General features: G+C 64.9%; 25 protein-coding genes. 19 read left to right on the plus strand and 6 right to left on the minus strand.

Going from position 1 to position 25,302, the window contains the following annotated elements; genetic code table 11:
- Positions 1-73 precede the first annotated feature (73 nt).
- The 6 genes from rpoN (at position 74) to C4S73_RS01360 (ending at position 5,679) form a co-directional block, all read left to right on the plus strand.
- Positions 74-1,603, plus strand: a complete 1,530-nt coding sequence (gene rpoN, locus C4S73_RS01335) for an RNA polymerase factor sigma-54 (RefSeq protein WP_103870667.1) — start codon at positions 74-76, stop codon at positions 1,601-1,603.
- Positions 1,604-1,745: 142 nt separating this feature from the next.
- The gene (gene hpf / locus C4S73_RS01340; protein WP_103870668.1) at positions 1,746-2,333 is read left to right on the plus strand and encodes a ribosome hibernation-promoting factor, HPF/YfiA family; all 588 of its coding nucleotides are present in this window, start codon (positions 1,746-1,748) and stop codon (positions 2,331-2,333) included.
- 85 nt (positions 2,334-2,418) lie between these two features.
- The gene (ptsN, locus tag C4S73_RS01345) at positions 2,419-2,880 is read left to right on the plus strand and encodes a PTS IIA-like nitrogen regulatory protein PtsN (protein WP_103871222.1); all 462 of its coding nucleotides are present in this window, start codon (positions 2,419-2,421) and stop codon (positions 2,878-2,880) included.
- Between the two features lie 148 nt (positions 2,881-3,028).
- Positions 3,029-4,657, plus strand: a complete 1,629-nt coding sequence (locus C4S73_RS01350) for a fumarate hydratase (protein ID WP_103870669.1) — start codon at positions 3,029-3,031, stop codon at positions 4,655-4,657.
- Positions 4,654-5,001 carry a hypothetical protein gene (locus tag C4S73_RS01355; protein ID WP_103870670.1) on the plus strand — a complete coding sequence of 116 codons (348 nt, stop codon included), beginning with the start codon at positions 4,654-4,656 and terminating at the stop codon, positions 4,999-5,001. The genes C4S73_RS01350 and C4S73_RS01355 overlap by 4 nt, the downstream gene beginning before the upstream one ends.
- 21 nt (positions 5,002-5,022) lie before the next feature.
- Positions 5,023-5,679, plus strand: a complete 657-nt coding sequence (locus C4S73_RS01360) for an MBL fold metallo-hydrolase (protein ID WP_103870671.1) — start codon at positions 5,023-5,025, stop codon at positions 5,677-5,679.
- 273 nt (positions 5,680-5,952) lie between these two features.
- On the opposite strand, the gene C4S73_RS01365 is transcribed toward C4S73_RS01360, so the two are convergent.
- Positions 5,953-6,471, minus strand: coding sequence for a DUF1993 domain-containing protein (locus tag C4S73_RS01365; RefSeq protein WP_103870672.1), 519 nt, complete (start codon positions 6,469-6,471; stop codon positions 5,953-5,955).
- Positions 6,472-6,598: 127 nt separating this feature from the next.
- Positions 6,599-7,168, minus strand: a complete 570-nt coding sequence (gene efp / locus C4S73_RS01370; RefSeq protein WP_103870673.1) for an elongation factor P — start codon at positions 7,166-7,168, stop codon at positions 6,599-6,601.
- Between the two features lie 118 nt (positions 7,169-7,286).
- On the opposite strand from efp, the gene epmA reads away from it, so the two are divergent.
- The 7 genes from epmA to C4S73_RS01405 all read left to right on the plus strand — a co-directional run bounded on the left by epmA (position 7,287) and on the right by C4S73_RS01405 (position 12,963).
- Positions 7,287-8,351 (plus strand): EF-P lysine aminoacylase EpmA, encoded by a 1,065-nt coding sequence (gene epmA / locus C4S73_RS01375; RefSeq protein WP_103870674.1) that lies wholly within the window; start codon positions 7,287-7,289, stop codon positions 8,349-8,351.
- Positions 8,348-9,403: a lysine-2,3-aminomutase-like protein gene (locus tag C4S73_RS01380; protein ID WP_103870675.1), complete on the plus strand. Its 1,056-nt coding sequence runs from the start codon at positions 8,348-8,350 to the stop codon at positions 9,401-9,403. The genes epmA and C4S73_RS01380 overlap by 4 nt, the downstream gene beginning before the upstream one ends.
- Before the next feature lie 41 nt (positions 9,404-9,444).
- Positions 9,445-10,089: a DsbA family oxidoreductase gene (locus C4S73_RS01385; RefSeq protein ID WP_160115640.1), complete on the plus strand. Its 645-nt coding sequence runs from the start codon at positions 9,445-9,447 to the stop codon at positions 10,087-10,089.
- Between the two features lie 247 nt (positions 10,090-10,336).
- The gene (gene pyrF, locus C4S73_RS01390) at positions 10,337-11,044 is read left to right on the plus strand and encodes an orotidine-5'-phosphate decarboxylase (protein WP_103870677.1); all 708 of its coding nucleotides are present in this window, start codon (positions 10,337-10,339) and stop codon (positions 11,042-11,044) included.
- A 43-nt stretch (positions 11,045-11,087) separates the two neighbouring features.
- Positions 11,088-11,375, plus strand: a complete 288-nt coding sequence (locus C4S73_RS01395) for a DUF1330 domain-containing protein (protein WP_103871223.1) — start codon at positions 11,088-11,090, stop codon at positions 11,373-11,375.
- A 3-nt stretch (positions 11,376-11,378) separates the two neighbouring features.
- Positions 11,379-11,687, plus strand: a complete 309-nt coding sequence (locus tag C4S73_RS01400; RefSeq protein ID WP_103870678.1) for a DUF1330 domain-containing protein — start codon at positions 11,379-11,381, stop codon at positions 11,685-11,687.
- Positions 11,688-11,850: 163 nt separating this feature from the next.
- Positions 11,851-12,963: an anhydro-N-acetylmuramic acid kinase gene (locus C4S73_RS01405; protein ID WP_103870679.1), complete on the plus strand. Its 1,113-nt coding sequence runs from the start codon at positions 11,851-11,853 to the stop codon at positions 12,961-12,963.
- On the opposite strand, the gene C4S73_RS01410 is transcribed toward C4S73_RS01405, so the two are convergent.
- From C4S73_RS01410 to C4S73_RS01425, 4 genes are all read right to left on the minus strand, one after another.
- Positions 12,951-13,718 carry a short-chain dehydrogenase/reductase gene (locus C4S73_RS01410; RefSeq protein WP_103870680.1) on the minus strand — a complete coding sequence of 256 codons (768 nt, stop codon included), beginning with the start codon at positions 13,716-13,718 and terminating at the stop codon, positions 12,951-12,953. The two genes, C4S73_RS01405 and C4S73_RS01410, sit on opposite strands and share 13 nt — an antisense overlap.
- A 33-nt stretch (positions 13,719-13,751) precedes the next feature.
- Positions 13,752-14,534, minus strand: coding sequence for an enoyl-CoA hydratase (locus tag C4S73_RS01415; RefSeq protein ID WP_200827888.1), 783 nt, complete (start codon positions 14,532-14,534; stop codon positions 13,752-13,754).
- A gap of 584 nt (positions 14,535-15,118) precedes the next feature.
- Positions 15,119-16,261, minus strand: coding sequence for a helix-turn-helix transcriptional regulator (locus C4S73_RS01420; RefSeq protein WP_103870681.1), 1,143 nt, complete (start codon positions 16,259-16,261; stop codon positions 15,119-15,121).
- A 126-nt stretch (positions 16,262-16,387) separates the two neighbouring features.
- On the minus strand, positions 16,388-17,329 hold the full coding sequence (locus tag C4S73_RS01425) for a PfkB family carbohydrate kinase (RefSeq protein WP_200827889.1): 942 nt from the start codon (positions 17,327-17,329) through the stop codon (positions 16,388-16,390).
- A gap of 53 nt (positions 17,330-17,382) precedes the next feature.
- Here C4S73_RS01425 and C4S73_RS01430 point away from each other — a divergent pair, with 53 nt between their 5' ends.
- From C4S73_RS01430 to C4S73_RS01455, 6 genes are all read left to right on the plus strand, one after another.
- Positions 17,383-18,168, plus strand: coding sequence for a GntR family transcriptional regulator (locus C4S73_RS01430; protein WP_103870683.1), 786 nt, complete (start codon positions 17,383-17,385; stop codon positions 18,166-18,168).
- 319 nt (positions 18,169-18,487) lie between these two features.
- Positions 18,488-19,960: a M81 family metallopeptidase gene (locus C4S73_RS01435; RefSeq protein WP_103870684.1), complete on the plus strand. Its 1,473-nt coding sequence runs from the start codon at positions 18,488-18,490 to the stop codon at positions 19,958-19,960.
- 103 nt (positions 19,961-20,063) lie between these two features.
- Positions 20,064-21,689 (plus strand): amidohydrolase, encoded by a 1,626-nt coding sequence (locus C4S73_RS01440; protein ID WP_103871225.1) that lies wholly within the window; start codon positions 20,064-20,066, stop codon positions 21,687-21,689.
- Positions 21,690-21,814: 125 nt separating this feature from the next.
- Positions 21,815-23,419, plus strand: a complete 1,605-nt coding sequence (locus C4S73_RS01445; protein WP_103870685.1) for an ABC transporter substrate-binding protein — start codon at positions 21,815-21,817, stop codon at positions 23,417-23,419.
- Between the two features lie 70 nt (positions 23,420-23,489).
- Entirely contained in the window at positions 23,490-24,425 is a 936-nt protein-coding gene (locus C4S73_RS01450) for an ABC transporter permease (protein WP_103870686.1), read from the plus strand.
- Positions 24,426-24,438: 13 nt separating this feature from the next.
- The gene (locus tag C4S73_RS01455) at positions 24,439-25,260 is read left to right on the plus strand and encodes an ABC transporter permease (protein WP_103870687.1); all 822 of its coding nucleotides are present in this window, start codon (positions 24,439-24,441) and stop codon (positions 25,258-25,260) included.
- The last annotated feature ends 42 nt before the right edge of the window (positions 25,261-25,302 follow it).

The following is a 25,302-nucleotide window of genomic DNA, read 5'->3' on the forward strand; positions in this document are numbered from 1 at the left end:
GACGCTAGGCTCTTCGTCACAGGCAAGAAGCGTGCCGAAACGGCGCGCTGCCATGAATGGGGTCGAGAGCGCAATGGCCATGATGCCGCGCATGGAGCTGCGCCAGGGGCAGTCCCTGGTGATGACGCCGCAGTTGCTGCAGGCGATCAAGCTTTTGCAATTGTCGCATCTGGAACTGCAGAACTTCGTCGAGGGCGAACTCGAGCGCAACCCGCTGCTGGAGCGCGACGATGCGCCGGAGCTGCCGATCCATGCCAATGGCGGCGACGGGCCGCTGGCGGTCGACGCCGAGACCTTCGCCCGCTCGGAGAGCCTGAACAGCCAGCAGGGCATGGAAGACCGGCTCGGCACCGGGCTCGACAACGTCTTCCAGGGCGAGCAGCCGAGCGTGGCCAGACTGGAGACTCGCGGTGCCGAGAGCCTGCCGATCGTCGGCGGCGCCTATGGCGGGGCGGGGGGCTCCTTCGAGGATGGGCCAGAAGGCTTCGAGAGCGGCCTGACCATCGAGATGTCGCTGCAGGACCATCTCAGTGCCCAGCTCGATCTCGCCGTCACCGATCCAGCCGATCGCATCATCGGCCGCCACCTCATCGATGCCGTCGACGATTCCGGCTATCTTGGCGAGCCCCTTGGCGGTATCGCCGAGCGCCTCGGCATCGCCATAGCCAGGGTCGAGGGCGTCCTGCGGGTTGTCCAGGGTTTCGATCCCTCCGGCGTCGCGGCGCGCGATGTCTGCGAGTGCCTCTCGATCCAGCTCCGCGACCGCAACCGCTTCGATCCGGCGATGCAGACGCTCGTCGCCAATCTCCATCTTGTCGCCAAGCGCGATTTTGCCGCGCTGAAGCGCATCTGCGGGGTCGATGACGAGGATATCGCCGACATGGTCGCCGAAATCCGGCGGCTCGATCCCAAGCCGGGGCGCGGCTTCGGCGGCTCGACCGCGGAGACGGTGGTTCCCGATGTCTTTATTCGCGCTGCGCCGGACGGCTCCTGGCTCGTCGATCTCAACCCCGATACCTTGCCGCGCGTGCTGGTCAACCAGACTTACCACGCCCGCGTCTCGAAGGCGGCCCGCAGCGACGGTGACAAGGCCTTCATCGCCGAATGCCTGCAGACGGCCAATTGGCTGACGCGCTCGCTCGAGCAGCGCGCCCGCACCATCCTGAAGGTCGCAAGCGAGATCGTGCGCCAGCAGGATGGCTTCTTCGCCTATGGCGTCGAGCATCTGCGCCCACTGAACCTGAAGACGGTGGCGGATGCCATCGGCATGCATGAATCGACGGTTTCGCGCGTCACCTCGAACAAGTACCTGACCTGCTCGCGCGGCGTCTTCGAGATGAAATATTTCTTCTCAGCCGCCATCGCCGCGACGGGCTATGGCGAGGCGCATTCGGCGGAGGCGGTTCGCTTTCGCATCAAGCAGATGATCGATGACGAGGCGCCGGCCGAGGTGCTGTCCGACGATGCCATCGTTGCGAGGCTGAAGGCCGGCGGCATCGACATCGCCCGACGCACGGTCGCCAAATATCGCGAGTCCCTGCGTATCCCCTCGTCGATGGAGCGCCGCCGCGAGAAGGTTGCGATGGCCATGGGAAGCCGTTGAAGGCTGACTATGCGTTAGCGTTGGAGCCGCCGCGCGCATGCTTGCCATGCTTTGCCCCTCGCGCATTGACATCGCCTCTACCCCGTCCTTACCTCCTAGAGATGGCCGAGACTGGTCATGGCTGAAGAAGGGGAAGCACTCCATGAGCTTGCGAATCTCCGGCAAGAACCTTGATGTCGGCGAGGCCCTGCGGGGCCAGGCCGAAACCCGCGTTGCGGCCGCTCTGAGCAAATATTACGAGGGCGGCTACCAGGGGCACGTCACGGTTGCCAAGGATGGGACGGCGTTCAAGACGGACGGCGTGCTGCATCTCTCCTCGGGGATCACGCTCGAGGCCTCCGGCACGGCACATGATGCCTATGCCAGCCTCGACAAGATGGCGGAGCGCATCGAGAAGCGGCTGCGCCGCTACAAGCGACGTCTCAAGGATCGCTCCACGCCGGCAAACGGGCGAGAGCCCGGAATCGAAATCCCCAGCTATGTGATCGCGGCGCCGGACGACGAAATCGAGGAGATCGAGGTCGATATCATGGGCGATAACCCCGTGATCGTTGCCGAATCGACCAAATCCTTCCATGTTCTGACGGTTGGAGACGCTGTTGCGGAGCTTGATCTGACAGGCGCGCCGGTTGTCATCTTCCGCCATGCTGGCAATGGCCGGATGAACGTCGTATACCGCCGCCGCGACGGCAATATCGGCTGGATCGATCCGCCGGCATCGCTTTCGTGAGGCCGGCGGGCGACCGCCCCGGTCGTCAAATCTGACCCGTGCCATCAGGCGTAAAGCTCGGCACGGGACATGCATGGACGGGCCCATGACGCTGACGGATCTCCTGACACCTGCCGCGGTGATTTCGCCGCTACGGGCCAATGGCAAGAAGCAGGCGCTGCAGGAACTCGCACAGCACGCCGCGCTGGTGACAGGGTTGCCCGAGCGCGACCTCTTCGAGGCGCTGCTGCAACGCGAGCGCCTCGGCTCCACCGGCATCGGTGACGGCATCGCCATCCCGCATGGCCGCATGCCTGGAATCGATCGTCTGGTCGGCCTCTTTGCCCGGGCCGAGAAGCCGATCGACTTCGATGCGCTCGACGGCCAGCCCGTCGATATCATTTTCGTGCTGATCGCCCCGGAAGGCGCTGGCGCGGATCATCTGAAGGCGCTGGCCCGCGTCGCCCGCGTGCTGCGCAACCACGCCGTGCTCGAGCAGGTGCGCAAGATTCGCGATCCTGCGGCGATTTACGCCGTCCTTGCGGAATCGGCTGCCAAGGCGGCTTGAGCAGGCGGCTTGAGAAGGCCGCTTGACTGGAAGGGTTCAAGGCTGGACTTGGAGCGCGCAACGCAAGCCGTTATGACGCCGGGCATGTTTCCGGCGCGCAGAGACGGCTCTGATCGCGCTGCCCCATTTTGCCTCGGAGCCACGACCCATGGCCTATACCCATGTCGATCTCTTCCCGCTCGGTGAAGACACCACCCCCTATCGAAAGCTTGGGACGCAAGGCGTCTCCGTCGAGAAGATCGGCGATCGCGAGGTCCTGAACGTCTCGCGCGAGGCCATCCGCTCCCTGAGCGAACAGGCCTTCATCGATATCAACCATCTGCTGCGCCCGGGCCATCTCTCCCAGCTCGCCAAGATCTTGGACGACCCCGAGGCCACCTCGAACGACAAATTCGTCGCCTACGACTTGCTCAAGAATGCCAATATCGCCGCCGGCGGTGTGCTGCCGATGTGCCAGGACACGGGCACCGCCATCATCATGGGCAAGAAGGGCCGCAAGGTCTGGACCGATGGCGAGGACGAGCAGGCCTTGGGCGAAGGCGTCGCCGATGCCTATTTCAAGCGCAACCTGCGCTATTCCCAGGTCGCTCCGCTCTCGATGTTCGAGGAGAAGAACACGGCGACCAACCTGCCGGCGCAGATCGACATCTATGCCGAGGGCAAAGGGCACAATGAGGACGCCTACAAATTCCTCTTCGTCGCCAAGGGCGGCGGCTCGGCCAACAAGACCTTCCTGTTCCAGGCGACCCCGTCGCTCCTGACAAAGGAGCGCATGATCGCCTTCCTGAAGGAGAAGATCCTGACGCTGGGGACGGCGGCCTGCCCGCCTTATCACCTCGCCATCGTCATCGGCGGCACCTCGGCCGAGCAGAACCTCAAGACCGTGAAGCTCGCCTCGACCAAATATCTCGACGCGCTGCCGACCACGGGATCGCCCATGGGCCATGCCTTCCGCGATCTGGAGATGGAGGAGGAGATCCACAAGCTGACGCAGTCGCTGGGCGTCGGTGCCCAGTTCGGCGGCAAGTATTTCTGCCACGATGTCCGGGTGATCCGGCTGCCGCGCCATGGCGCTTCGCTGCCGATCGGGCTCGGCGTCTCCTGCTCTGCCGATCGTCAGGCCAAGGGCAAGATCACCAAGGACGGCATCTATCTCGAGGCGCTGGAGACCAACCCGGCCAAGTATCTGCCCGAGGTCGAGGATGCTTCGCTGGGCGGCGATGTCGTCAGGATCGATCTCAACCGACCGATGCCTGAAATTCTCGCCACACTCTCGCAATACCCCGTGAAGACCCGGCTCTCGCTGACCGGGACGATCATCGTCGCCCGCGACTCGGCCCATGCCAAGATCCGCGAGCGGCTGGAGAGCGGGCAGGGCATGCCGGATTATCTCAAGAACCACCCGGTCTACTATGCCGGCCCCGCCAAGACGCCCGATGGCATGGCGTCAGGCTCCTTCGGCCCGACCACGGCCGGGCGGATGGATTCCTTCGTCGACCAGTTCCAGTCATTCGGCGGCTCCATGGTGATGCTCGCCAAGGGCAATCGCTCGGCGGCCGTCCGCGAGGCCTGCGCCCGTCATGGTGGCTTCTATCTCGGCTCGATCGGCGGCCCGGCGGCGCGATTGGCGCAGGACTGCATCAAGAAGGTCGAGGTTCTCGAATATCCGGAACTCGGAATGGAAGCGGTCTGGCGCATCGAAGTCGAGGATTTCCCGGCCTTCATCGTCATCGACGACAAGGGCAACGACTTCTTCAAGGAGTTGAACCTCGGATGAGGTATCGCGTTGCCGCCTGCGCCCTGATCATCGCGAGCCTCTCGGCTGGTGCGGCCATGGCGCAGGCCCGGCAGGCTGCGCCGGCGACCTGCTCGCGCGACCTGTTCCAGAACGAGGCCGGGTTTCGCCTACAGCAGACGCGGCTGGCCGCGGTGGGTAATGCCGACCAGGCGACGCAATGCATCGCCTGGCGCCAGCATGTCGCCTATCTCCAGAAGGCGCGCGCCGTGTTCGCGACCTGCCAGAGCGGGCGCGAGCGAGAGGAGAATGTCGGCCTGATGGATACCGGTCTCGCCGAATACCGTGTGCTGCTGGCCGATCGTTGCGGCAAACGCGCTCCCTGACATTCCCACACGGAAAGCTTCATGTCCGATCCAGCTCAGTCTCCGATGAATGTGGCCGTCGTGCCGGTCACGCCGATCCAGCAGAATTGCTCGATCGTCTGGTGCACGCGAACCAATGAGGCCGCCATCGTCGATCCCGGCGGCGATGTCGCGCAGATCCAGGGCGCGTTGAAGGAACTCGGCGTGAAGCCGGTCGCGATCTGGCTGACGCACGGCCATTTCGACCATGCAGGCGGGGCAGCCGAACTGGCGGAGGCGGTCTCGGTACCGGTGATCGGTCCCCATGAAGCCGACAAGTTCCTGCTCGACGACCTGCCGGCGTCGGGCCTGCGCTTTGACATGCACGGCATGCGGGCGGTGACGCCGACCCGCTGGCTGGTGGAAGGCGACGAGGTCGCGGTCGGCGATCTCACATTCACGGTCCAGCACGTGCCCGGCCATACGCCGGGCCATATCACCTTCTTCCAGAAGGATGCGCGCTTCCTGCTGGCGGGCGACACCGTCTTTGCCGGGTCGGTCGGTCGCACGGATTTTCCCTATGGCAGCCACGACACGCTGATCGCCGGCATCAAGGCCAAGCTCCTGCCGCTGGGCGACGATGTCCAGTTCCTGCCCGGTCATGGCCCGGCAAGCACGCTGGGCGAGGAGCGGCGGACCAATCAGTTCCTGCAGGGCTAGGCGTCATTCTCGGGCTTGACCCGAGAATCTCTTGCCGGAGATGCTCGGGTCAAGCCCGAGCATTACGCACAGCGCATACGAAAAGACCCGCAGCGAAAATTCGCTACGGGCCTTGGAAGAACCAACGGCCATGTCCTGAACGGCTGCGCGTACATCCGGCGTCAAACGTTCGGCTCATGGCCGTTTTCACCGACGCTGGAGGGCAGTGGAACGCCCTCGACATCGCCGTGATCCCAAGATGGGGAGGGCGGTTCCCGATTACAAGGGGCCGGTTCAGGCGTCGTAGACGTTGCCGAGAAAATCGCCCTTGCCGATATGGATGCCGTTCTCGCGCAGGATCGCATAGGCGGTCGCGGCGTGGAAATAGAAGTTCGGCACGGCAAAGCGCGTCAGGTAGACCTCGCCCTTCATCGTCATCGTGGCCGAGGGGCCGCGCGGGAAGGTGACGTCCTTGGCGACACCGGCCTCGAAGGCGGCGTCGTCGATGCCTTCAACGAAGGCCAGCACCTTGGCGATGCGCGCCTTCAGCTCGTCGAAGCTGGTCTCGACGTCGGGAAATTTAGGGTTCTCGCCGCCGCTGACGCGGGCCGCCGCGTTCTTGGTGAAATCGCAGGCGAGCTGGATCTGGCGCGTGAAGGGCAGCATGTCGGGCGAGAGGCGCGCATTGAGCAGGACCTCGGGCTGGATCTTGCGGGCCGTCGCCTGTTCCACGGCCTTGTCGAGGATGGCGTCGAGCGCTGTCAGGGTCTGGATGAAGCCGCTGAGTACGGCGGACCGGGCGGTAATGGGCATGGAGTGCATCCTCGAAACGAGAACGGGCCCGGATGGGCCCGTCGCGATCCCGATATAGTCGCTGCGCCGCCATTTACAGCGGCGCCTTCGCGATCAATCTCAGCCGATCCGTGACTGAGCCCGTGCCTCAGTCCTTGGCGCGCTCGACATAGGCGCCGGTCTCGGTCAGCACCACGATGCGGGTGCCCGGTCCGATATGCGGCGGCACCGCGGTGCGCACGCCGTTGACCAGGATCGCCGGCTTGTAGGAGGAGGAGGCCGTCTGACCCTTGGTGACCGGCTCGGTCTCGGCGACTTCGACGGTGACGCGCTGCGGCAGCTCGATCGCGACGGCCTTGTCCTCGAACACCGAGAGCGAAACCTTCATGCCCTCCTGGAGATAGGGGGCCATGTCGCCGACCACGCCGCCATCGACATGGATCTGGTCGAAGGTCTCGGGGTTCATGAAGACGTATTGCTCGCCGTCCTGGTAGAGATAGGTGAAGTCGCGGTCCTCGACATAGGCGCGCTCGACCTGCTCGGTCGTCTTGTAGCGCTGGGTCATCTTGGTGCCGTCATGGATGCGGCGCATGTCGATCTGCGTCGTCGGCGTGCCCTTGCCGGGGAAGAAGCTCTCGGCCGAGAGGACCGAGCAGAGATGTCCGTCGAGTTCGAGCACGTTGCCCTTGCGAACGGATGAGGCGATGACTTTGACCACGTGAGATGTCCTTGCTGGTGCGCGGCGTTCGCGCGCGTTATGCGAATTCGTTGCCGCGCAACTACCTCATTCGCGGGCGAAACGGAAGCTTGCAGAGAATGCCATCGGACGATGCTCCATGCCTGACTTGAGCCCGCCCTACTGGCGGCCGGACATTCACGCCGATCGTCGCCCGGCGCTGCTGGCGCGCGGGCGTATCAGGACGGCGCTGCGCCTCTGGTTCGAGGCGCGGGATTTCATCGAGGTCGAGGCCGCAATCCTGCAGATTTCGCCGGGCAACGAGACCCATCTGCACGGTTTCGCGACGACGTTGATCGACGATGCCAATGGCTCGCATCCCTATTATCTGCATACCTCGCCGGAATTCGCCGCCAAGAAGTTGCTGGCAGCGGGCGAGCGCCGCATTTTCGACTTCGCCCGTGTCTTCCGCAATCGCGAGCGCACGGCGCTGCATCATCCCGAATTCACCATGCTGGAATGGTACCGGGCGGGTGAGGGTTACGAGACATTGATGGTCGATTGCGCCGCGCTGATGGCGGAAGCCGCGCGAGCGGCAGGCGTGAACACGCTGCAATGGCGTGGTGTCCCGGTCGATCCGTTCGCGCAGCCCGAGCGGCTGACGCTGCAGGACGCTTTTGCCCGGCATGCCGACATCGACCTGCTCGCCACCGTGACCGCCGGCGGCGTGACGGATCGCGAGGCGCTGGCAACCAAGGCCGTGGCGGCTGGCATCAGGCTCGCCGGCGACGACAGCTGGTCGGACATCTTCAGCCGCATTCTTGCCGAGCGCATCGAGCCCCATCTCGGCCGCGACCGCGCCACGATCCTTTGCGAATACCCGATCTCGGAAGCGGCGCTCGCCCGGCCCAAGCCTGGCGATGGCAGGGTGGCCGAGCGCTTCGAGCTTTATGCCTGCGGCGTCGAGCTCGCCAACGCATTCGGAGAACTCACCGACGCAAGCGAGCAGCGCCGGCGTTTCACGGCGGACATGGACGAGAAGCAACGCATCTATGGCGAGCGCTATCCGCTCGATGAGGATTTCCTGACAGCGCTGGCGCAGATGCCGCAGGCGTCGGGCATCGCGCTCGGCTTCGACCGGTTGGTGATGCTCTGCACCGGCGCGCGGCGGATCGAGGATGTGCTCTGGACGCCGGTGGCGGAACCGGGCAGGACGCAGGCATGACCGTCCATACGCCTCTCCGCAGCATCGACGCGCTGGTCGCGCGCGGGCTCGTCGCGCCCGAGCGGCGTGAGCCGCTGGACGCGGTCGCGAGGCGCTACGCCGTCTCGGTGACGCCGGCGATGGCTGAGCTCATCGACCCGGCCGACCCGGCGGATCCGATCGCACGCCAGTTCATCCCCGATGCTGCCGAACTCGTCACCCTGCCGCAGGAACTGGCCGATCCGATCGGTGACGCCGCGCATTCGCCGGTCGAGGGCGTCGTCCATCGCTACCCCGATCGCGCCTTGCTCAAGCTCGTCCATGCCTGCCCGGTCTATTGCCGCTTCTGCTTCCGGCGCGAGATGGTCGGGCCGGGGGGCGATGCGCTGACCGGCGGCAAGCTCGATGCGGCATTGGCCTATCTCGCCTCCCACCCGGAGATCTGGGAGGTCATCATGACCGGCGGGGACCCGCTGATCCTCTCTGCGCGGCGCCTGCGCGAGATCGCGAAGCGGCTGGCGGATATCGGCCACATCAAGATCGCGCGCTGGCATACGCGCGTGCCGATGGTGCAGCCCGAACGCATCACCGCTGACTATGCCCGGGCGCTGCTGATCCCCGGCAAGGCAAGCTATATCGCGGTTCACGCTAACCATCCGCGCGAGTTCTCGGAGGCTGCGCGCGTCGCGCTCGCTCGCCTCGCGGATGCCGGCCACGTGCTGCTGAGCCAGAGCGTGCTGCTCAAGGGCGTCAACGCCGATGTCGCGACGCTGGGAGCGCTGATGCGCGCCTTCGTCGAGAACCGGGTCAAACCCTATTACCTGCACCATCCGGATCTGGCGCCCGGCACCTCGCAGTTCCGGCTTTCGCTGGAAGAGGGGCAGGCCCTCGTGAAAAGCCTGCGCGGACATCTTTCAGGGCTGTGCCAGCCGACCTATATCCTCGACATCCCCGGCGGTGCGGGCAAGATTCCGGTCGGCCCCGCCTTTCTCTCAGGCTGCGAGACGACACCCGGCGTGGAAGCGTTCGCCGAGGATCGCCATGGCGAGCTTCATCGCTACCCGCCGGCCTGACGCATAAAATGCCGCAGCAGCCGGCCATGGAAGGACATACCATGCAAGAGAAGATGCCGATCGCGATTGTTTCCGACGTCGTCTGCCCCTGGTGCTTCATCGGCAAGGCGCGGCTCGAAAAAGCCCTGGAGACCCATGGCCTGACCGACCGTGTCGCCATCACCTGGCTCCCCTACGAGCTTAACCCCGACATGCCGGCCGAGGGCATGGACCGTACCGCCTATCTCGACGCCAAGTTCGGCCCGGGCAAGCGCAAGGAAATCGAGATCAGGCTCTCGGAAGCCGCGCTTGAAAGCGGTGTCACCTTCAACTGGAGCAAGGTGACGAGGAGCGTGAACACGCGCATGGCCCATATGCTGATCGCCGCGGCCTCGACTGTGCAGCGTGGCAGCGACATGAAGGCGGCTTTGTTCAAGGCCTATTTCCAGGACGGGCGCGATATCGGCGATATCGATACGCTCGTGGCAATCGCAGTCGAGCAGGGCTTCGACGAGCAGGCGGCGCGCGACGAATTGACAAATGACGAACTGCGCGAAACCATCATCGGGCTGGAGGCCCACGCCCAGAAAGTCGGCGTCACCGGCGTTCCGTTCTTCATCATCGACGGCAAGCTTGCCGTCTCCGGCGCGCAGACGGGCGAGGTCTGGGCTCAGGTGTTCCAGCAGGTGATGCAGGGCGCGGAGTGACGCGTCGCGATTACGGGTCGGCGGAGGCTTCTCCGCTGCGAGCGAGAAGCTGCCGAAGCGCCGACCACCGCCGCGAATCGTGCTTCGATAGCACGGAAATATCCCGCCTTCCGGGAGTAGCGAAGCGGAAGTCCGGGATCCAACCTGAGCGGCGATAGGCAGCACGTATCAGTGCATCGGCAAGTCACGCCAACTTGCGTCCGCGCTCGAATCATGTCCCTTCCCCGCAAACAGCGGAGGCCGCTCGATGACGCAGAAGATCAACGACTTGCGCGACCGGATGATCGTCGCGCTCGACGTGCCGACGATCTGGGATGCCTATCGCATCGTGTCCCAGCTCGGCGACGAAGCCAGTTTCTACAAGATCGGTTACGCGCTCGCCTTCGCCGGCGGGCTTCAGCTCACCCAGCAACTGGTGGCGGAAGGCAAGAAGGTCTTCCTTGATCTCAAGCTGCACGACATCGGCAACACGGTGACCGAGGGCGTGGCATCGTTGAGCAATCTCGGCGTCGATCTCCTCACCGTGCACGCCTACCCGCAGACCATGCGCGGCGCGGTGGAGGGACGGGGCGAGGCTGCGCTCAAGCTGCTCGCGGTCACCGCGCTGACCTCCTATGACGATGGCGACCTGCGCGATGCCGGCTATGGCCTCGCCGTGCGCGATCTGGTCCGTCTGCGCGCCGAACAGGCCCGCACCACCGGCATCGACGGCATCGTCTGCTCTGCCGCCGAGACCGAGATCGTTCGCGACATCGTCGGCAACGACATGCTGATCGTCACGCCGGGCATCCGCCCCGCCGGCAGCGCTGTCGGCGACCAGAAGCGCACGCTGACCCCGGGCGAAGCCATCCGCGCCGGCGTCGATCATCTCGTGATCGGGCGTCCCATCATTCGCGCAGCCGACCCGCGCGCAGCGGCGGCCTCGATCATGGACGAGATCGCGGCGGCTTCGTAAGCTGCACGCCACAAGGCCGAACCTCCAGATACGGATGCTGAAAATGCCCAAGGGATATGTGATTGGCCGCGCCAAGGTGACCGACGCGACGAAATGGGCGGTCTATGCCGCCAGGTCTTCCGAGGTGATGAAGATCTATGGCGGCACGCCGATCGTGCGTGGCGGCCAGATGACGGTTGCGGAAGGCGAAGGCCGGGCCCGCAACATCATCATCGAATTCGCTGACTTCCAATCGGCCAAGGCCTACGCGGCGTCGCCCGAATATGCCGAGGCCCGCAAGCTGCGCGAAGGTGCCGGCGAGATCGATCTCGTCGTCGTCGAAGGAGCCTGAGCCATGGCGAAGGGCTATTGGATCGCGCGCGTCGACGTCGAGAATGACGAGGAATACGCCAAATATCGCGGCTTGAACGCGGTCGCCTTCGCCAAATACGGCGCGAAGTTTCTCGTTCGCGGCGGCGAATACAAGCTCGCGCGCGGTGAGGGCCGCAAGCACAACGTCGTCATCGAATTCAAGGACGAGGCGACTGCGCGCGCCTGCTACGCCTCTCCCGAATACCAGGAGGCGATCAAGCATCTGGCGCAGGCCGGTCAGTCCGATCTGGTCATCATCGGTGGCTATGACGGCTCCCAGCCCGGCGAGTAGCCTTCCGGTGGTTTAATGAACCCACAGTCATCCCGGGCGACCGCAGGGAGACCCGGGATCCATTCCGGAGCCTGACGGGGTAGCATTCAGGAATGGATCCCGGGTCTGCGCTGGGCTCCGCCCGGGATGACCGTCCTGTATTGTCATGAAATGCCGGGGTCTCATGCGGTCTTTGGAACAGGGTAGCCTCACCGCGATCGGCGTCATCAGCGGCACCTCGATGGACGGCATCGACGTCTCCGTCGTCACCAGCGACGGGCGCGATGCGGTGTCGTTCGGCGCGGGCGCTTCTTATCCCTATCGCGACTCGACGCGCCGCGACCTGCAGGCGCTGATCGCTGATGCCGATCGTGCATCGGCCGAGCCGCTGGTCGAACTGGAGGCCGCCGTCACGGCCGACCATCTCGCGGCGATCGAGCGTTTCATCGCCGACCACGGGCTCGACAAAGCGGCGATCGATCTCGTCGGACTGCACGGCCAGACGGTCTACCACCGCCCGCAGCGACGCTTCACCCGGCAGATGATCGACGGGCCAGCTGTCGCGGCTGCTCTCGGCATCCCCACCATCGATCGTTTCCGCTATGCCGATGTCGCGGCTGGCGGGGAGGGCGCGCCCTTCGCGCCGCTCTATCATCGCGCCCTGGCGCAGGGGATGGAGCAACCCGTCATGGTGCTCAATCTCGGCGGCGTCGGCAATGTCACCTATATCGACGGGGAGGCGGTCGTCGCCTTCGACACCGGCCCCGCCAGCGCGATCCTCGACGATTTCGTGCTGCGCCGGCTCGGGCGGCCCTATGACGCCGACGGCGCGCTGGCGGCGGGCGGCAAGGTCCATGACGATCTCGTCTCCGGCTTCATGGCCAACCCGTTCTTCGACCGGCCGGCGCCGAAATCGCTCGACCGCAATGATTTTCATCGCCGGGCGCAGGTGGTCGAGCCGCTGTCGGACGCCGATGGTGCCGCGACGCTGGCAGCCTTCACCATCGAGAGCCTGGTCGCGGCTCTGCGCCATGTTCCGCGAGTGCCCAGACGCTGGCTCGTGGGCGGTGGCGGCCGGCTCAACCGCCATTTCATGGCGCGGCTGGCGCAACGCCTCGGCGTGCCCGTCGAGCCGGTCGAGGCCGCGGGCTGGGACGGCGATGCGCTGGAAGCGCAGACCTTCGCCTATCTCGCCATACGCTCGGTCAAGGGCCTGCCGCTCAGCCTGCCCGGCACGACAGGCGTGCCCGAGCCATTGACCGGCGGCAGGCTGAACCGGCCGGATCAGGCGCGGTAGGCCGCGCCGCCATCGACATCGAGCACGGCGCCGCTGACATAGCCGCAAGCCGGCGATGCCAGGAATGCCGCCGCGCTGGCGATCTCGTCGGGCTCGATTAGCCGGTCGAGCGGCAGGTTCGTCAGAACCTCCTCCCAGCGCGATTCGTCGCCAAGATTCGCCTTTGCCCGCGTCTTGCTGAGCGAGATGATGCGGTCGGTTCGCGTCTGCGAGGGGTTGATGCCGAAGACGCGCACGCCCCAATCGACAGATTTGCCGCCGACCGCGCCGGTGAAGGCCATCAGCGCCGCATTGCCGGTGCCGCCACAGACATAATCGTAGCGCGGGCTGCGTCCGGCGCCGCCGATGATGTTGACGATAACGCCCGAGCGACGCTCCTTCATCTGAGCAAGATAGAGCTTGGTCAGGTGGATATAGCCCATCACCTTGAGCGCCCAGGCCTGCTCCCATGTCTCCATCGACAGGTCGAGCAGGCCGCCGCCGGGAATGGCGCCGGCATTGTTCACGAGCACGTCGACATCGCCGAAGGCGGCGGCGACACGCTCGCGCTCCGCACCCTGCGACAGGTCGGCGGCGAATGTCGCGACACGGTTGGCTTCCCCGAGCGTGGTGGCGGTCGCAGCAAGGCGCGTCGCGTCGCGGGCCACGAGGACGACGGAGCAGCCCTCGGCCAGGAAGATGCGGGCGCAGGCCTCGCCTATGCCCTTGGAGCCGCCGGTAATCAGCACACGACGACCGCTGAGTTTCAGGTCCATGTCACAATCCTCGATCGTTTGTCCGGTTGGATATCATTCGCCGCTGAAGACGGGCTCGCGCTTGTCCCTGAAGGCCTGCTGACCTTCCAGATAATCGGCGCTGGCGAAACAGGCGGCGATCGCGGCCTCCACTGAAGCAACATCGCGCTCCGCTTCAGGCCGGGCCAGTTCGATCATGGCCCGCTTGACCGCATTCAGCGTGAGGGGCGCGTTGCTGGAGACCTGGGCGAGATATTCGCAGACCTCCCGCTCGAACCGCTCGGCAGTCCAGAGCATGTTGACAATGCCGAGCCGCAGCGCCTCTTCGGCGGCGACGATTCTCGCACTCAGCAGAAGGTCGGTCGTGGGTCCCATTCCGAGCTTGGTCACGAGCATGCGCACGCCCTCATAGGCATAGCCCAGGCCCAGGCGCGCGGCGGGAATGCGAAAGCGGCTGTCATTGCGCGCGAGCCGCAGGTCGCAACTCATCGCGAGCCCGAAACCGCCGCCAAAGCAGATGCCACGGATGACAGCGATGCTCGGCTTTCCGGCGCCGGCCAGAGCAGCGCAGCCCCGAGCGAAAACGTCGTCATAAGCCGTCATGGCCTGCTGGCTGTCGCGCTTCTCGCCGAATTGCGAGATATCGGCTCCAGCGCAGAAGGCGCGCTCGCCCTCTCCGGTGACGACGATGGCGCGCACGCTCCGGTCGGCTTCCGCGCGAGCGACAAGCCCGGGCAGGCTTGCCCACATCTCGAAGGTCATGGCGTTCAGCTTGTCGGTTTGCGCAATCACCAACCGCGCAACGCCGGCTTCCGTCTCGTAGCGAATGCTCGCCATGCCGATCTTTCCCATGTCCGAGCGCGAGCCGGGCTGTTTTTACCCGCCGCCGCGCAGTGCTGCCGGCAGGCTAGACCATTCCTGCCGGCGTGACGTCCGACAGTGCGCGGAACCGCCGGCCGAAAAATGCATGCCTCGATCGTCGCGCTGGGAGTATGCGGCGGTTCCTGCAATGCGAGGCCCCAGTTGGGAGGTGCCAAGGCGATGTTTGAAGGATCTTATGACGAGAGAATGCCGACTATTCCCGTGGCGAAAATCAGATGGCGGTCTCGTATTCGCCTGACCAAGCGTTCCTCCGAATAGTCATGCGCGGGGCGCACAGAACAGGTCGGATTCGGCGGTAAATCGCGGGTTTCACCGGAATGAGCGCGCAATTTTATCCGTCATTTGAATGACGAACATATTTGCGGGACAGAGATATAATTTGATCGAACGGCTGAAATGGAGCCAGATTTATGTCTTCGCCCTAAGAGATATCTGCTTTTCGATCTTCTTCACGAGTCCTGGTATTTGCTTCGGGGTAGCCGATGAAATCCGGATCGTCTCGACCGCCTCCCAAGGGCTCTTCGCCGTGCCGCCTCCACCTAGCGCGAACGCAGCGGCAGGGCGGCGCTGCGCAGCAGCGAGACGAGCTGGCTCTGCTGGCGTGTGTCGGTCTTCTGGAAAATGCGCGCCAGATGGGTCCGCGCCGTCGAGATGCGCACGCCCTGAACCTCGGCCGCCTCGGCGAGGGACATCCCGCCGGCGAGAGCGGAGGCGAATTTCGCCTCGGTATCGGTCAGGTCGAAGAGCTGCCGGGCGCAGGCGATGAGATCGGTCGCCATCTGCAGCGGCCGGAGCGCGATCATGACCCTGCTATGCGGCTCGACGAGCGCGGAAGCGGCTACTGCCGGCATGACGCAGGCCGAGAGAGGGTGCACCCGATCGCCGCCGCCCTGAACGATCATGCTGCAGCGTTGCTCGGCCAGCGGGTCGGCTGCGGCGCGCAGCGCGCCCTCGACAAGCTGCTTCAACTGTCGCTGGTCGATCGCCGCCCGCGCGAACAGACGGCCCTGACGAAGGCCGATCGCGGCTTCCGGGTCGGCAAGGATCTCATCGGCCCCCTCATTGGCGTAGACGATGCGCATGTCGCGATCGACGATGACGATTCCCAGCGCCAGCGTATCGAGCGCCCCACGGGCCTCGTCCCGTTGCATCCGCAAGTGTCCGACCTGACGGCTGATCTCGGAAACCCGCCTCAGCACCGGAAACAGTCTTTCGAGCAAGGCGCAATCGGCAGCGTCGAACGCATCTTGGGTTCGCCCGCGCTGAACGTCGAAGAACCAGAAGGACTGGCCCGCTTCGAGCAGGCGGCAGGCGATGCCGCCATACATGTCCTGTGGCGCCATCCATTCCTGCCACATGCGGCTGGAGCGCAGGCCGTTTTCGCCGAACACGTCCCGGTCCCGATAGACATCGCCGAGTGGAATGGCCCTGACGACATCGGCCATCACCGCGAAATCCTGGGCGAGATCGCCAAAGCAGCGCCGCTCCAGCGCTTCGTCGGCGTTGGTGCCGATCGCATCGCCGCTTTTCATATTGGGGCCGACGCGCGCGAAGCAGGCTTTCGATCCGTCGAAGAGCTGCCGGAGTTGTTCGATCGCGATCGGCATCTGCTCCGCGTCGAGCGCGCCCGCAAGCAAGGTGTCGACGGCAGTCATCACGGCATCGACGTTCGGACCCGACATGATCGCCCCTCGCATTGACACATCGGCAGCCTCTGGCGGGCTGCGTCAACGGAAAGCTAGCAGTATGGACTTCTTTCGGAAAGTCCAAAAACAATCCATAATCACAGCCGGTGAGCGGCGTGGTTTTCAGGCCGTTTCCGCGATCAACTCCTGCATCGCATCCCGTGTCGGCAGGGCATCGAACACGCCAGCACGGATCGTCGCCAGCGCGCCGGCGGCGGCGGCGTGGAGCAAGGCTTCGGAAAGGTTGATACCCCTAGACAGGCTGACGCCGAGCGTCGCGGCAAAGGCGTCGCCGGCCCCCAGCGAATCGATCGCCGCCACAGGCAGGGCAGGCTGGGAGATCACGCCGTCCGCCGTCATCGCAATTGCGCCGGCCGCTCCCCGCGTCAGCACGACGATCCGCGGGCCGAGCGCCAGAAGCGCGGGGCCTAGTCGGGTCGTAAACCAAGCGGGGTCGGCATTGTCAGGGCCGATCGCCAGAGAGCTTCCCAAAGCCTGCGCCTCGGTCTCGTTCACCACCAGGATTTGCGTATTCGCCAGGATGTCGGCCGCAATCGGGCGATACGGCGAGGGGTTCAGGAGAGTCGCGACGCCGGCTTTGCGGGCCAGCGCGAAAGCCTCGCGGATCGGCTCATCGCCGATCTCGAACTGCGCCATCACCATGGCCGCCGCGCCGATCTTGCCGGCGACCGCGCGGACATGCCCTGCCGCAAGCGCCAGGTTGACGCCGGCATCGACGGCCAGGCACGTCTCGCCGCGCGCATCGGTGAAGCCGACGCCGCTGCCGGTCTTGCCCGGCAGGCGGATCAGCATTCCCGCGGGCAAATCCGCGCGCACAAGCGCAGGAGCCGCGAAAGCGGAGGCGACATCGTCCCCGATCGCGAGCAACCCATCCACCTGCGCGCCCATTCGCCGCGAGGCGATGGCGAGGTTCAGGCCTTTGCCTCCGGGCTCGATTGTCACAATCTCTGCCGCAAGCGACTCACCTGCGCGTGGAAAGCGCGGGACCTTGGCCGAACAGGAGACGACGAAGCTTCCCAGAATGAATATGGACTTGTCGGCCATTCCGTTTGTTCCCCCCATATTCCCAGCTCTCTTATCGGCGCCTCGCCACGCTCATGTCACCACCTTCCACGACCGCGCCGCCCGTTCCGCCGAAGCCGCCGTTCCAGGATCTGCTGGAACTGCGCGACGACACCGCAAAGCCGCTCTATCAGCAGCTTGAAGATCAGCTGACGCAGTTGATCGACGACGGAACGTTGCCTCCAGGGATGACGCTGCCAGCCGAGCGCCAGCTCGCTGAGCGGCTGAAGATCAGCCGCGCCACAGTCCAGCGCTCCTACAACGCGCTTCGCGAGCGGAAGTTGCTGAGTGCGCAGGGCAGGCTCGGCTCGATCGTGCAGGGTACGGGTCCTCGCCTGCATTCGGGCATGGACCGGCTCAAGGGCTTCACCGAGGAGATGCGTGATCTCGGTCGCGTTCCCTCGACGCGGATACTGGAGCGGGAGGTCGTGACGGACCGCTCGATCGCCTCGATTTTCGGACGCCCCTCCCACGCGCGCTTCCTGAAGCTCGTGCGTGTCCGCAGCGGTGACGGCAAGCCGATGTCGCGCGAGGTCGCCTGGTACAACCTCGAACGCGCGCCTGATCTTGCGCAGGCCGACCTGAGCGGCTCCGTTTATGCGATGCTCGCCACGCTCGGCGTGCCGCTGGTGTATTGCGACCAAACCATCGAGGCTGCGGAACCGACCGGGGAGGAATGCGCCATCTTCGGCTTCGACCGGCCGCTGCCCTGCCTGCTGATCAAGCGGCGCAGTTTTGGCGAGGATGGCGACATGCTCGAATATGTCGAGGGGCTGTTTCGCGGCGATACCTACACCTACAAGCTGTCTTTGCGCATCTGAAGTCCGGAGGGTGCGGAAGGCGTTGCCACCGGGCGCGCTGTGCCGATCCGGCTTCGTTGGTCGTCCACATCAAATCCGCTCGATTGCTCGGGGCTCATCCTCTGGTCAGAGGGCGTGCGCCGCGCCGCATGACCCCGCGCGATCACCGCGCCGGCCATGACTTTACCGTCTGATCCGGGCGGAAGGCACATCCGCCAGGAGTGAGCAAGAGCGCCAGCGCGGGGAGCCGATGCGCGCGAAAGAACTGGCCGCGCCGGCAACAACCGATCAAGCTAGCTAAAAAATAGGCAGGGACGGGAACGATGAGGTCAACGAGACGATGACGCGACGCGTACTGATCGCGGAATTCATGCATGAGACGAACACCTTCAGTGTCCAGCTCACCGGCGAAGAGGCCTTTCAGGCGCATGGCGTCTATCTCGGTAACGAGATTCCACAAGCCTTCCGCAGCAGCCGCACGTCGATGGGCGCAGCCTTCGAGGCCGCCGACAGATTCGGCTGGAACCTCGTCCACCCGCTTGTGACCGGTGCCAACCCGTCTGGACGCGTGACCGATTCAGCCTTCGAGCTCTTCGCGGGCCACATCCTGAACGCTTGCGACGGTGTCGACGGCGTGTTGCTGCATCTCCATGGCGCGATGGCGACCGAAAGCTCCGATGATGGCGAGGGCGAATTGCTTGCCCGGCTGCGCAAGCGCCTTGGAGCGGATATCCCGATTGTCGCGGTGCTCGACCTGCACGCAACTCTCACGCAGATGATGGCGGACAATGCCAACGCGCTGATTTCCTACCGGACCTATCCCCATATCGATCAGTACGAGCGCACCTGGCAGGCGGCGGAACTGCTGGAGCGGGCAATGGCCGGCGAGATCAGGCCCCGCGTCGCGGTCGCCCGTCGTCCCATCCTCTATGCGCTCGACGGCGGACGCACGACCTCACCGCCCTTCAAGGAGCTGCTGCGCCGCGGCGACGCCATCGAAGCGGCGGGCGACGCGCTGGTGGTCAGCGTGCAGGCAGGCTTCTCCTCCGCCGATGTCCACGATATCGGCCCTTCCGTGGCGGTGACAGCAGATGATCGCGGCAGGGCGCAGGCCATTGCCGAAGAGCTGATGGACTATGCCTGGGAGCAGCGTCGCTTCTCCTCGATCAGCTTCACGCCCCTGGCCGAGGCCATGGCCCGCGCCAAGGCCGGAGAAGAGCTCGGTGGCAAGCCGCTGTTGATGTCCGACTATTCCGACAATCCGGGCTCCGGCGCCTATGGCGACGCCACCAACCTCCTGCGCGCCGTGCTTGCGGCAAAGCTCAGGAATGTCGGCTTCCACGCGATCTGCGATCCGCAAGCCGCGCTCGCCGCCCAGGCTGCCGGCGTCGGCAAGACCGTCCGGCTCGCCCTCGGCGGCAAGGTCGATCCTTCAACAGGCGGCGGTCCGCTCGAACTCGACGCCCATGTCGTAGCGCTGACCGACGGCCGCTTCATCTGCTACGGGCCGATGGCCGGCGGCGTCTGGCGCAATTATGGCCTGTCGGCGCTGCTGCGGGTCGACGATGTCGAGATCATCGTCATCACCCATAACGGCCAGGCGACCGATCTGGCGCAGTTCACTTCGCTGGGCGTCGATCCGACGCGCAAATCGACCCTGATCGTCAAATCGATGCAGCACTTTCGGGCGGCATTCGAGCCGGTGGCGCGCGAGGTGCTGGAGGTCGACACAGGCGCGCTGTCGACGCGCAACTTCAAGGAGCGGCCTTACCGGAATGTCCGGCGGCCGATCTTTCCGCTCGACGACATCTGAGCGCTTCTTTTTCAGGAATCACTGGCCGCCAAGCGCCGGGAACGACACAAAGCCGGAGGAACATCATGACGAAAGCACAGGCATCGACGGCGAGGGGCGGCGCATGAGCGTGCAGGCCGATATCGTCTTGAGGAACGGCCCGATCTGGTGTGGGCGCGAGGAAGGCGTGGTCGAAGCGCTGGCGCTCTGGCAGGATCGCGTTCTGGCAACCGGAAGCGATGAGGAGATCGCGGGGCTGATCGGCCCGAAAACCCGCGTGATCGATCTGAAAGGTCGGCTCGCGACGCCGGGCCTGAACGATTCCCACCTTCATCTGATCTCGCTCGGCCTGACCATGGACTGGGTCGATTCGCGCCCAGCTGCTGCCCCCACGCTGGAGGCGCTGCTATCGGCCATTGCCGCGCGCGCCGCCAAGTCCAGGCCCGGCGAATGGATCCTGTCGCGCGGCTACGACCAGACCAAACTCGATACTGGCCGCCATCCCTATCGCGAGGAACTCGATCGCGCTGCGCCGGACAATCCGGTTCTTCTGGTGCGCACCTGCGGTCACATCGCCATCTGCAATTCGGCGGCACTGGCGCTGGGTGGAATCGACGAGGCCTCGGTGGCGCCCCAGGGCGGCGTGATCGAACAGGAAAACGGCCGGCTCACCGGCATGCTCGCCGAGAACGCCCGCGCTCCCGTCCAGGCCGCGATTCCCCAGGCGACCGAGGCCGAGCTCGTTGCCGCGATCGAGCGTGGAGGGCGCTATCTGCTCTCGCTGGGCATCACCAGTTGCATGGACGCAGCCGTGGGCCAGAAGGCCGGTTTCGCGGAGATTGCCGCCTATCACCGCGCCAAGCGCGACGGCCGGCTGCCGGTGCGGACATGGCTGACCCTGCTCGGCGATGAGGGCCGCTCGATCGTGCCGCAATGCCATGCGGCCGGGCTGATCTCCGGCACCGGCGACGACATGCTGATGGTCGGTGCGGTGAAGCTCTTTCTCGACGGTTCGGCCGGCGGCCGCACCGCCTGGATGAGCGAGCCCTATCTCGGCGAGGACAAGACCACCGGCGTCTGGATGGTCGATGATGCCGAGCTCGAGCGCATGGTCATGGACGCCCATGAAAAAGGCTACCAGCTCGCCTGCCACGCCATCGGCGATGCCGCGATCGAGCAGCTGATCACGGCCTATGAGAAGGCGCTTGCCGCCCATCCCGACCCCGACCGGCGCCACCGCATCGAGCATTGCGGTTTCTCGACGCCGGCGCAGCATGAGCGCATGGTCGCCGCCGGCATCTACCCCTGCCCGCAGCAGGTCTTCATCCACGATTTCGGCGACGCCTATATCAAGGTGCTCGGACCGGAGCGGGCGCTGTCGAGCTATCCCTTCAGGACCTGGTTCGATCTCGGCCTGAAACCGGCAACCGGCAGCGACGCCCCGGTCTGCGACCCCGATCCCTTCCCGAATTTCCACACGATGCTGACCCGGAAGACCGGGCGCGGCACGGTGATGGATGAGCGCCAGCGCGTCTCGATCGAGGAAGCCTTGCAGGCCTACACGGAATTCGGCGCCTTCTCGCAGAAGCAGGAGGCGGTCAAGGGCCGGCTCGCGCCCGGCCTGCTGGCGGATGTCGCGGTGTTCTCGCGTGATCTTCTGAGCGCGACGCCGGAGACGATCCTGAACGATACTCGCTGCGATCTGACGATCCTCGGCGGCGCGGTGGTGTTCGAGCGGGAGGGCGACTGAGACGTCACGTTCTGAAGGTCGAGGGCTGCCGGAAAACCGGCTGGGCTTCATCGAGACAATCAAAAGAGGCCACCGTCCCGCCGATGAGCGGCGGGAACGGACGGCACGATATGGGAGGACTAAACATGTTCAAGAAACTGGCATTCACGACCGCGCTGACACTGGCGGCTTTCGCCGTCCAGGCCCAGGTTCAGGCCCAGGCCCAGGAACCGCGCAGGGGCGGCACGATCCGCTTCACCGCGCCCTATGCGGCATCCTTCGTCAGCAATGACAGCCACGTCTCGAACCAGGTTCAGGACGAGATCTACGGCTACGGACTACATCGCTCGCTCTACAAATGGGATGCCGCCAACAACAAGCCGGTTCCCGAACTGGCGACGAGCGTCACCGCATCGGCTGATGGGCTGGTCCACACCTTCAAGCTTCGCCAGGACGCGCTGTTCCACAACGGCCGCAAGATGACCGCCGACGACGTCATCTGGAGCCTGACGCGCATCATGGACAGCACCAAGAGCTATCCCGGCGCGCGTCATGTCCGGCGCATCAAGGGCGCGGTCGATGTCGAGAAGGGCCAGGCCAAGGAGATTTCGGGCCTGAAGAAGATCGATGATTTTACCATCGAGATGACCCTGAACGAGAAGGCCGAGCCCGGCTTCTTCTTCTTCAGTGCGATCACCTCGATCTACCCGGCCAAGGAAGCGCAGGCCCCCGATTTCTTCAACAAGCCGATCGGGCTGGGTCCGTTCAAGTTCGTCGAGCATGTTCCCGGCTCGCGCATAGTGCTCGAACGCTGGGACAAGTTCTACCGGGCCGGCAAGCCCTATGCAGACAAGGTCGTGATTTCGCCGATGGGTGAGGCGGCTTCCCGCGACATCGCCTTCCGCAACAAGGAGGTCGACGTCTCGATCCTCGGCCCGACGCAATATGTCGCCTACAAGGCCGACGCGAACCTGTCGAAAGGCATCATCGAGGTCGCCGAGGTGTTCACGCGCAACATGGGCATGAACCCCAATTTCAAGCCGTTCTCGGACAAGCGCGTCCGGCAGGCGGTGAACCACGCCATCGACAGCGAGCTGATCATCAAGCGTCTCGTGCGTGACAAGGCCTATCGCGCCACCGGTTGGCTGCCATTGTCATCGCCGGCTTACGACAAGGACATGAAGCCCTACGATTTCAATCCGGAGAAGGCCAAGAAGCTGCTCGTCGAGGCAGGCTATCCGGATGGTTTCGAGTTCGAATGGACGGCGTCGCCCAACGAGAGCTGGGGCATCCCGATCGCCGAGGCCGTCATCCCCATGCTGGCGAAGGTCGGCATCAAGGTGAAGATCAAGCCGGTCGAAGGCTCGGCCTTGGGCGGAATCGTCTCGAAGGGTGATTTCCAGGCTTATATCTGGTCGAACACGTCGGGTCCCGACCCGCTGACCGCGATGAAGTGCTTCCATTCGGCGACGCCGCAGAGCGCCTGCAACTACGCCATCTACAAGAACCCCGCGGTCGACAAGCTGATCGACGAGGCCGGCGCGACGGATGATCCGGCCAAGCGTCTGGAGCTGCTGAAGAAGGCGAATGCCGCCGTCTATGACGACGCCCCCGTCTGGTTCTTCAACTATAACAAGGCGGTGATGGCGCATCAGCCTTGGCTGCATGGCCTGCAGCCCAACGCGACCGAGCTCGCGCTGCAACATTACGAGGATCTCTGGGTCGACGCCTCGTCGCCCGCGGCCAAATAGGCCAAATCCTCCATCCAAGCCCGACATCCGGCGGTGAACGCCGCCGGGTGTCGCTGGCCAGGAGACCCTCATGCTGCCCTATGTCTTCAGGCGCCTCTTGCAGGCGATACCGATCCTGCTTGCGGTCGCTGCGCTGATCTTCCTGCTGTTCAGCGTCATTCCCGGTAATTTCGCCACCAGCCAGATCGCCGATGGCCGTAGCGCGATCGATACGGAGGCCATCGCGCGGATGAATACGCAGTTCGGTCTCGACGATCCCGTACCGCTGCGCTTCGTCAAATATATCGGCAACCTGGTGACGCTCGATCTCGGCATCTCGTTCCGGACCCGGCAGCCCGTGCTGGATTCGGTGTCGGAGCGGCTCTGGCCCAGCCTCAAGCTCGCGCTGGCTGCGATGTTCTTTGCCGTGATCGTCGGCGTGCCGCTGGGATTCCTGGCTGCGCTGAAGCCCGGCAGCTGGCTCGACACGCAGTCGATGGTCGTCGCAGTGTCCGGCCTGTCATTGCCACAGTTCTGGCTCGGCCTGCTGCTGATGTACACTTTTGCCTTGCTTCTCGGCTGGTTCCCCAGCTTCGGCTATGGCGACGGCGATCCGCGCTATCTCGTGCTGCCGGCCATCGCGCTCGGCGTCGCGCCGCTGGCGCTTCTGGCGCGGACATCGCGGGCGGCCGTGCTCGAGGTGATGAATGCAGATTTCGTGCGCACGGCCCGCGCCAAAGGCGCCAGCGAGGTCAGGGTGATGCGCTGGCATGTGGCGCGCAACGCCATGGTCATCGTCCTGACGACACTGGGGCTCCAGTTCGGCTCCGTGATCGGGCAGGCTGTCGTTGTCGAAAAGCTCTTCGCCTGGCCGGGCCTCGGTTCGCTTCTCGTCGACAGCGTCTCGCTCCGAGACATCCCCGTCGTGCAGGGCTGTATCCTGCTGATCGTGCTGTTTTTCCTCGTCGTGAACATCATCGTCGACGTGCTCTGCGCGATGATCGATCCGCGCATCTCATATAGTTAGGTCGGACGAGACGATGAAATTCCGCGGCAATCTCTGGATCGGAAGCGCGCTCTTCGCGACCGTCCTGATCGCGGGCGCGCTCGCGCCCTGGCTCTCCCATACCGACCCGGTGATGGATGCCAATCTGATGAATGCCGAGGTGCCGCCCGGCGCCGAGTTCTGGTTCGGCACCGACGCGCAGGGCCGCGACATCTACAGCCGCGTGCTGCATGGCGCGCGGATTTCGCTGACGGTCGGCATCGTCTCCCAGTTCATCAATACCCTGATCGGCGTCTGCCTCGGGCTGTCGGCCGCCTATTGGGGCGGCTGGTGGGATGATTTCGTCAACGGCCTGACCAATCTGATGCTGGCCATTCCCTCGCTGATCTTCGCGCTCGCCATCATGGCGATCCTGACGCCGGGCCTGACAAGCTTGCTGATCGCGCTCGGTCTGACCAACTGGTCCTTCACCTGCCGGCTGACCCGGGCGGCGACGCTTTCGGTCAAGTCGCAGGGCTATGTCGAGGCGGCTCGCTCGCTCGGCTATGGCGACATCCGCATCATGCTGACCCAGATCCTACCCAATATCGCTGGCCCGATCATCGTCATCGGCACGCTCGGCATGGGCGGGGCGGTGCTGGCCGAGGCATCGCTTTCCTTCCTCGGGCTTGGCATCCGTCCGCCCTTTCCGAGCTGGGGCAGCATGCTGTCGGATGCGCGCGACCAGATCACTACGGCGCCGTGGATTTCGATCTTTCCCGGCTTGGCGATCTTCATGACGGTGCTAGGACTGAACCTGCTCGGCGACGGCCTGCGCGACATCCTCGACCCGCAATCGCAGTCGCGCCGCACCTGACCTGCCATTCCACCGATACCGAGATAGACGCGAGACCGACCT

This window comes from Allobosea lathyri, assembly GCF_900108245.1.
GTDB lineage: Bacteria > Pseudomonadota > Alphaproteobacteria > Rhizobiales > Beijerinckiaceae > Allobosea > Allobosea lathyri.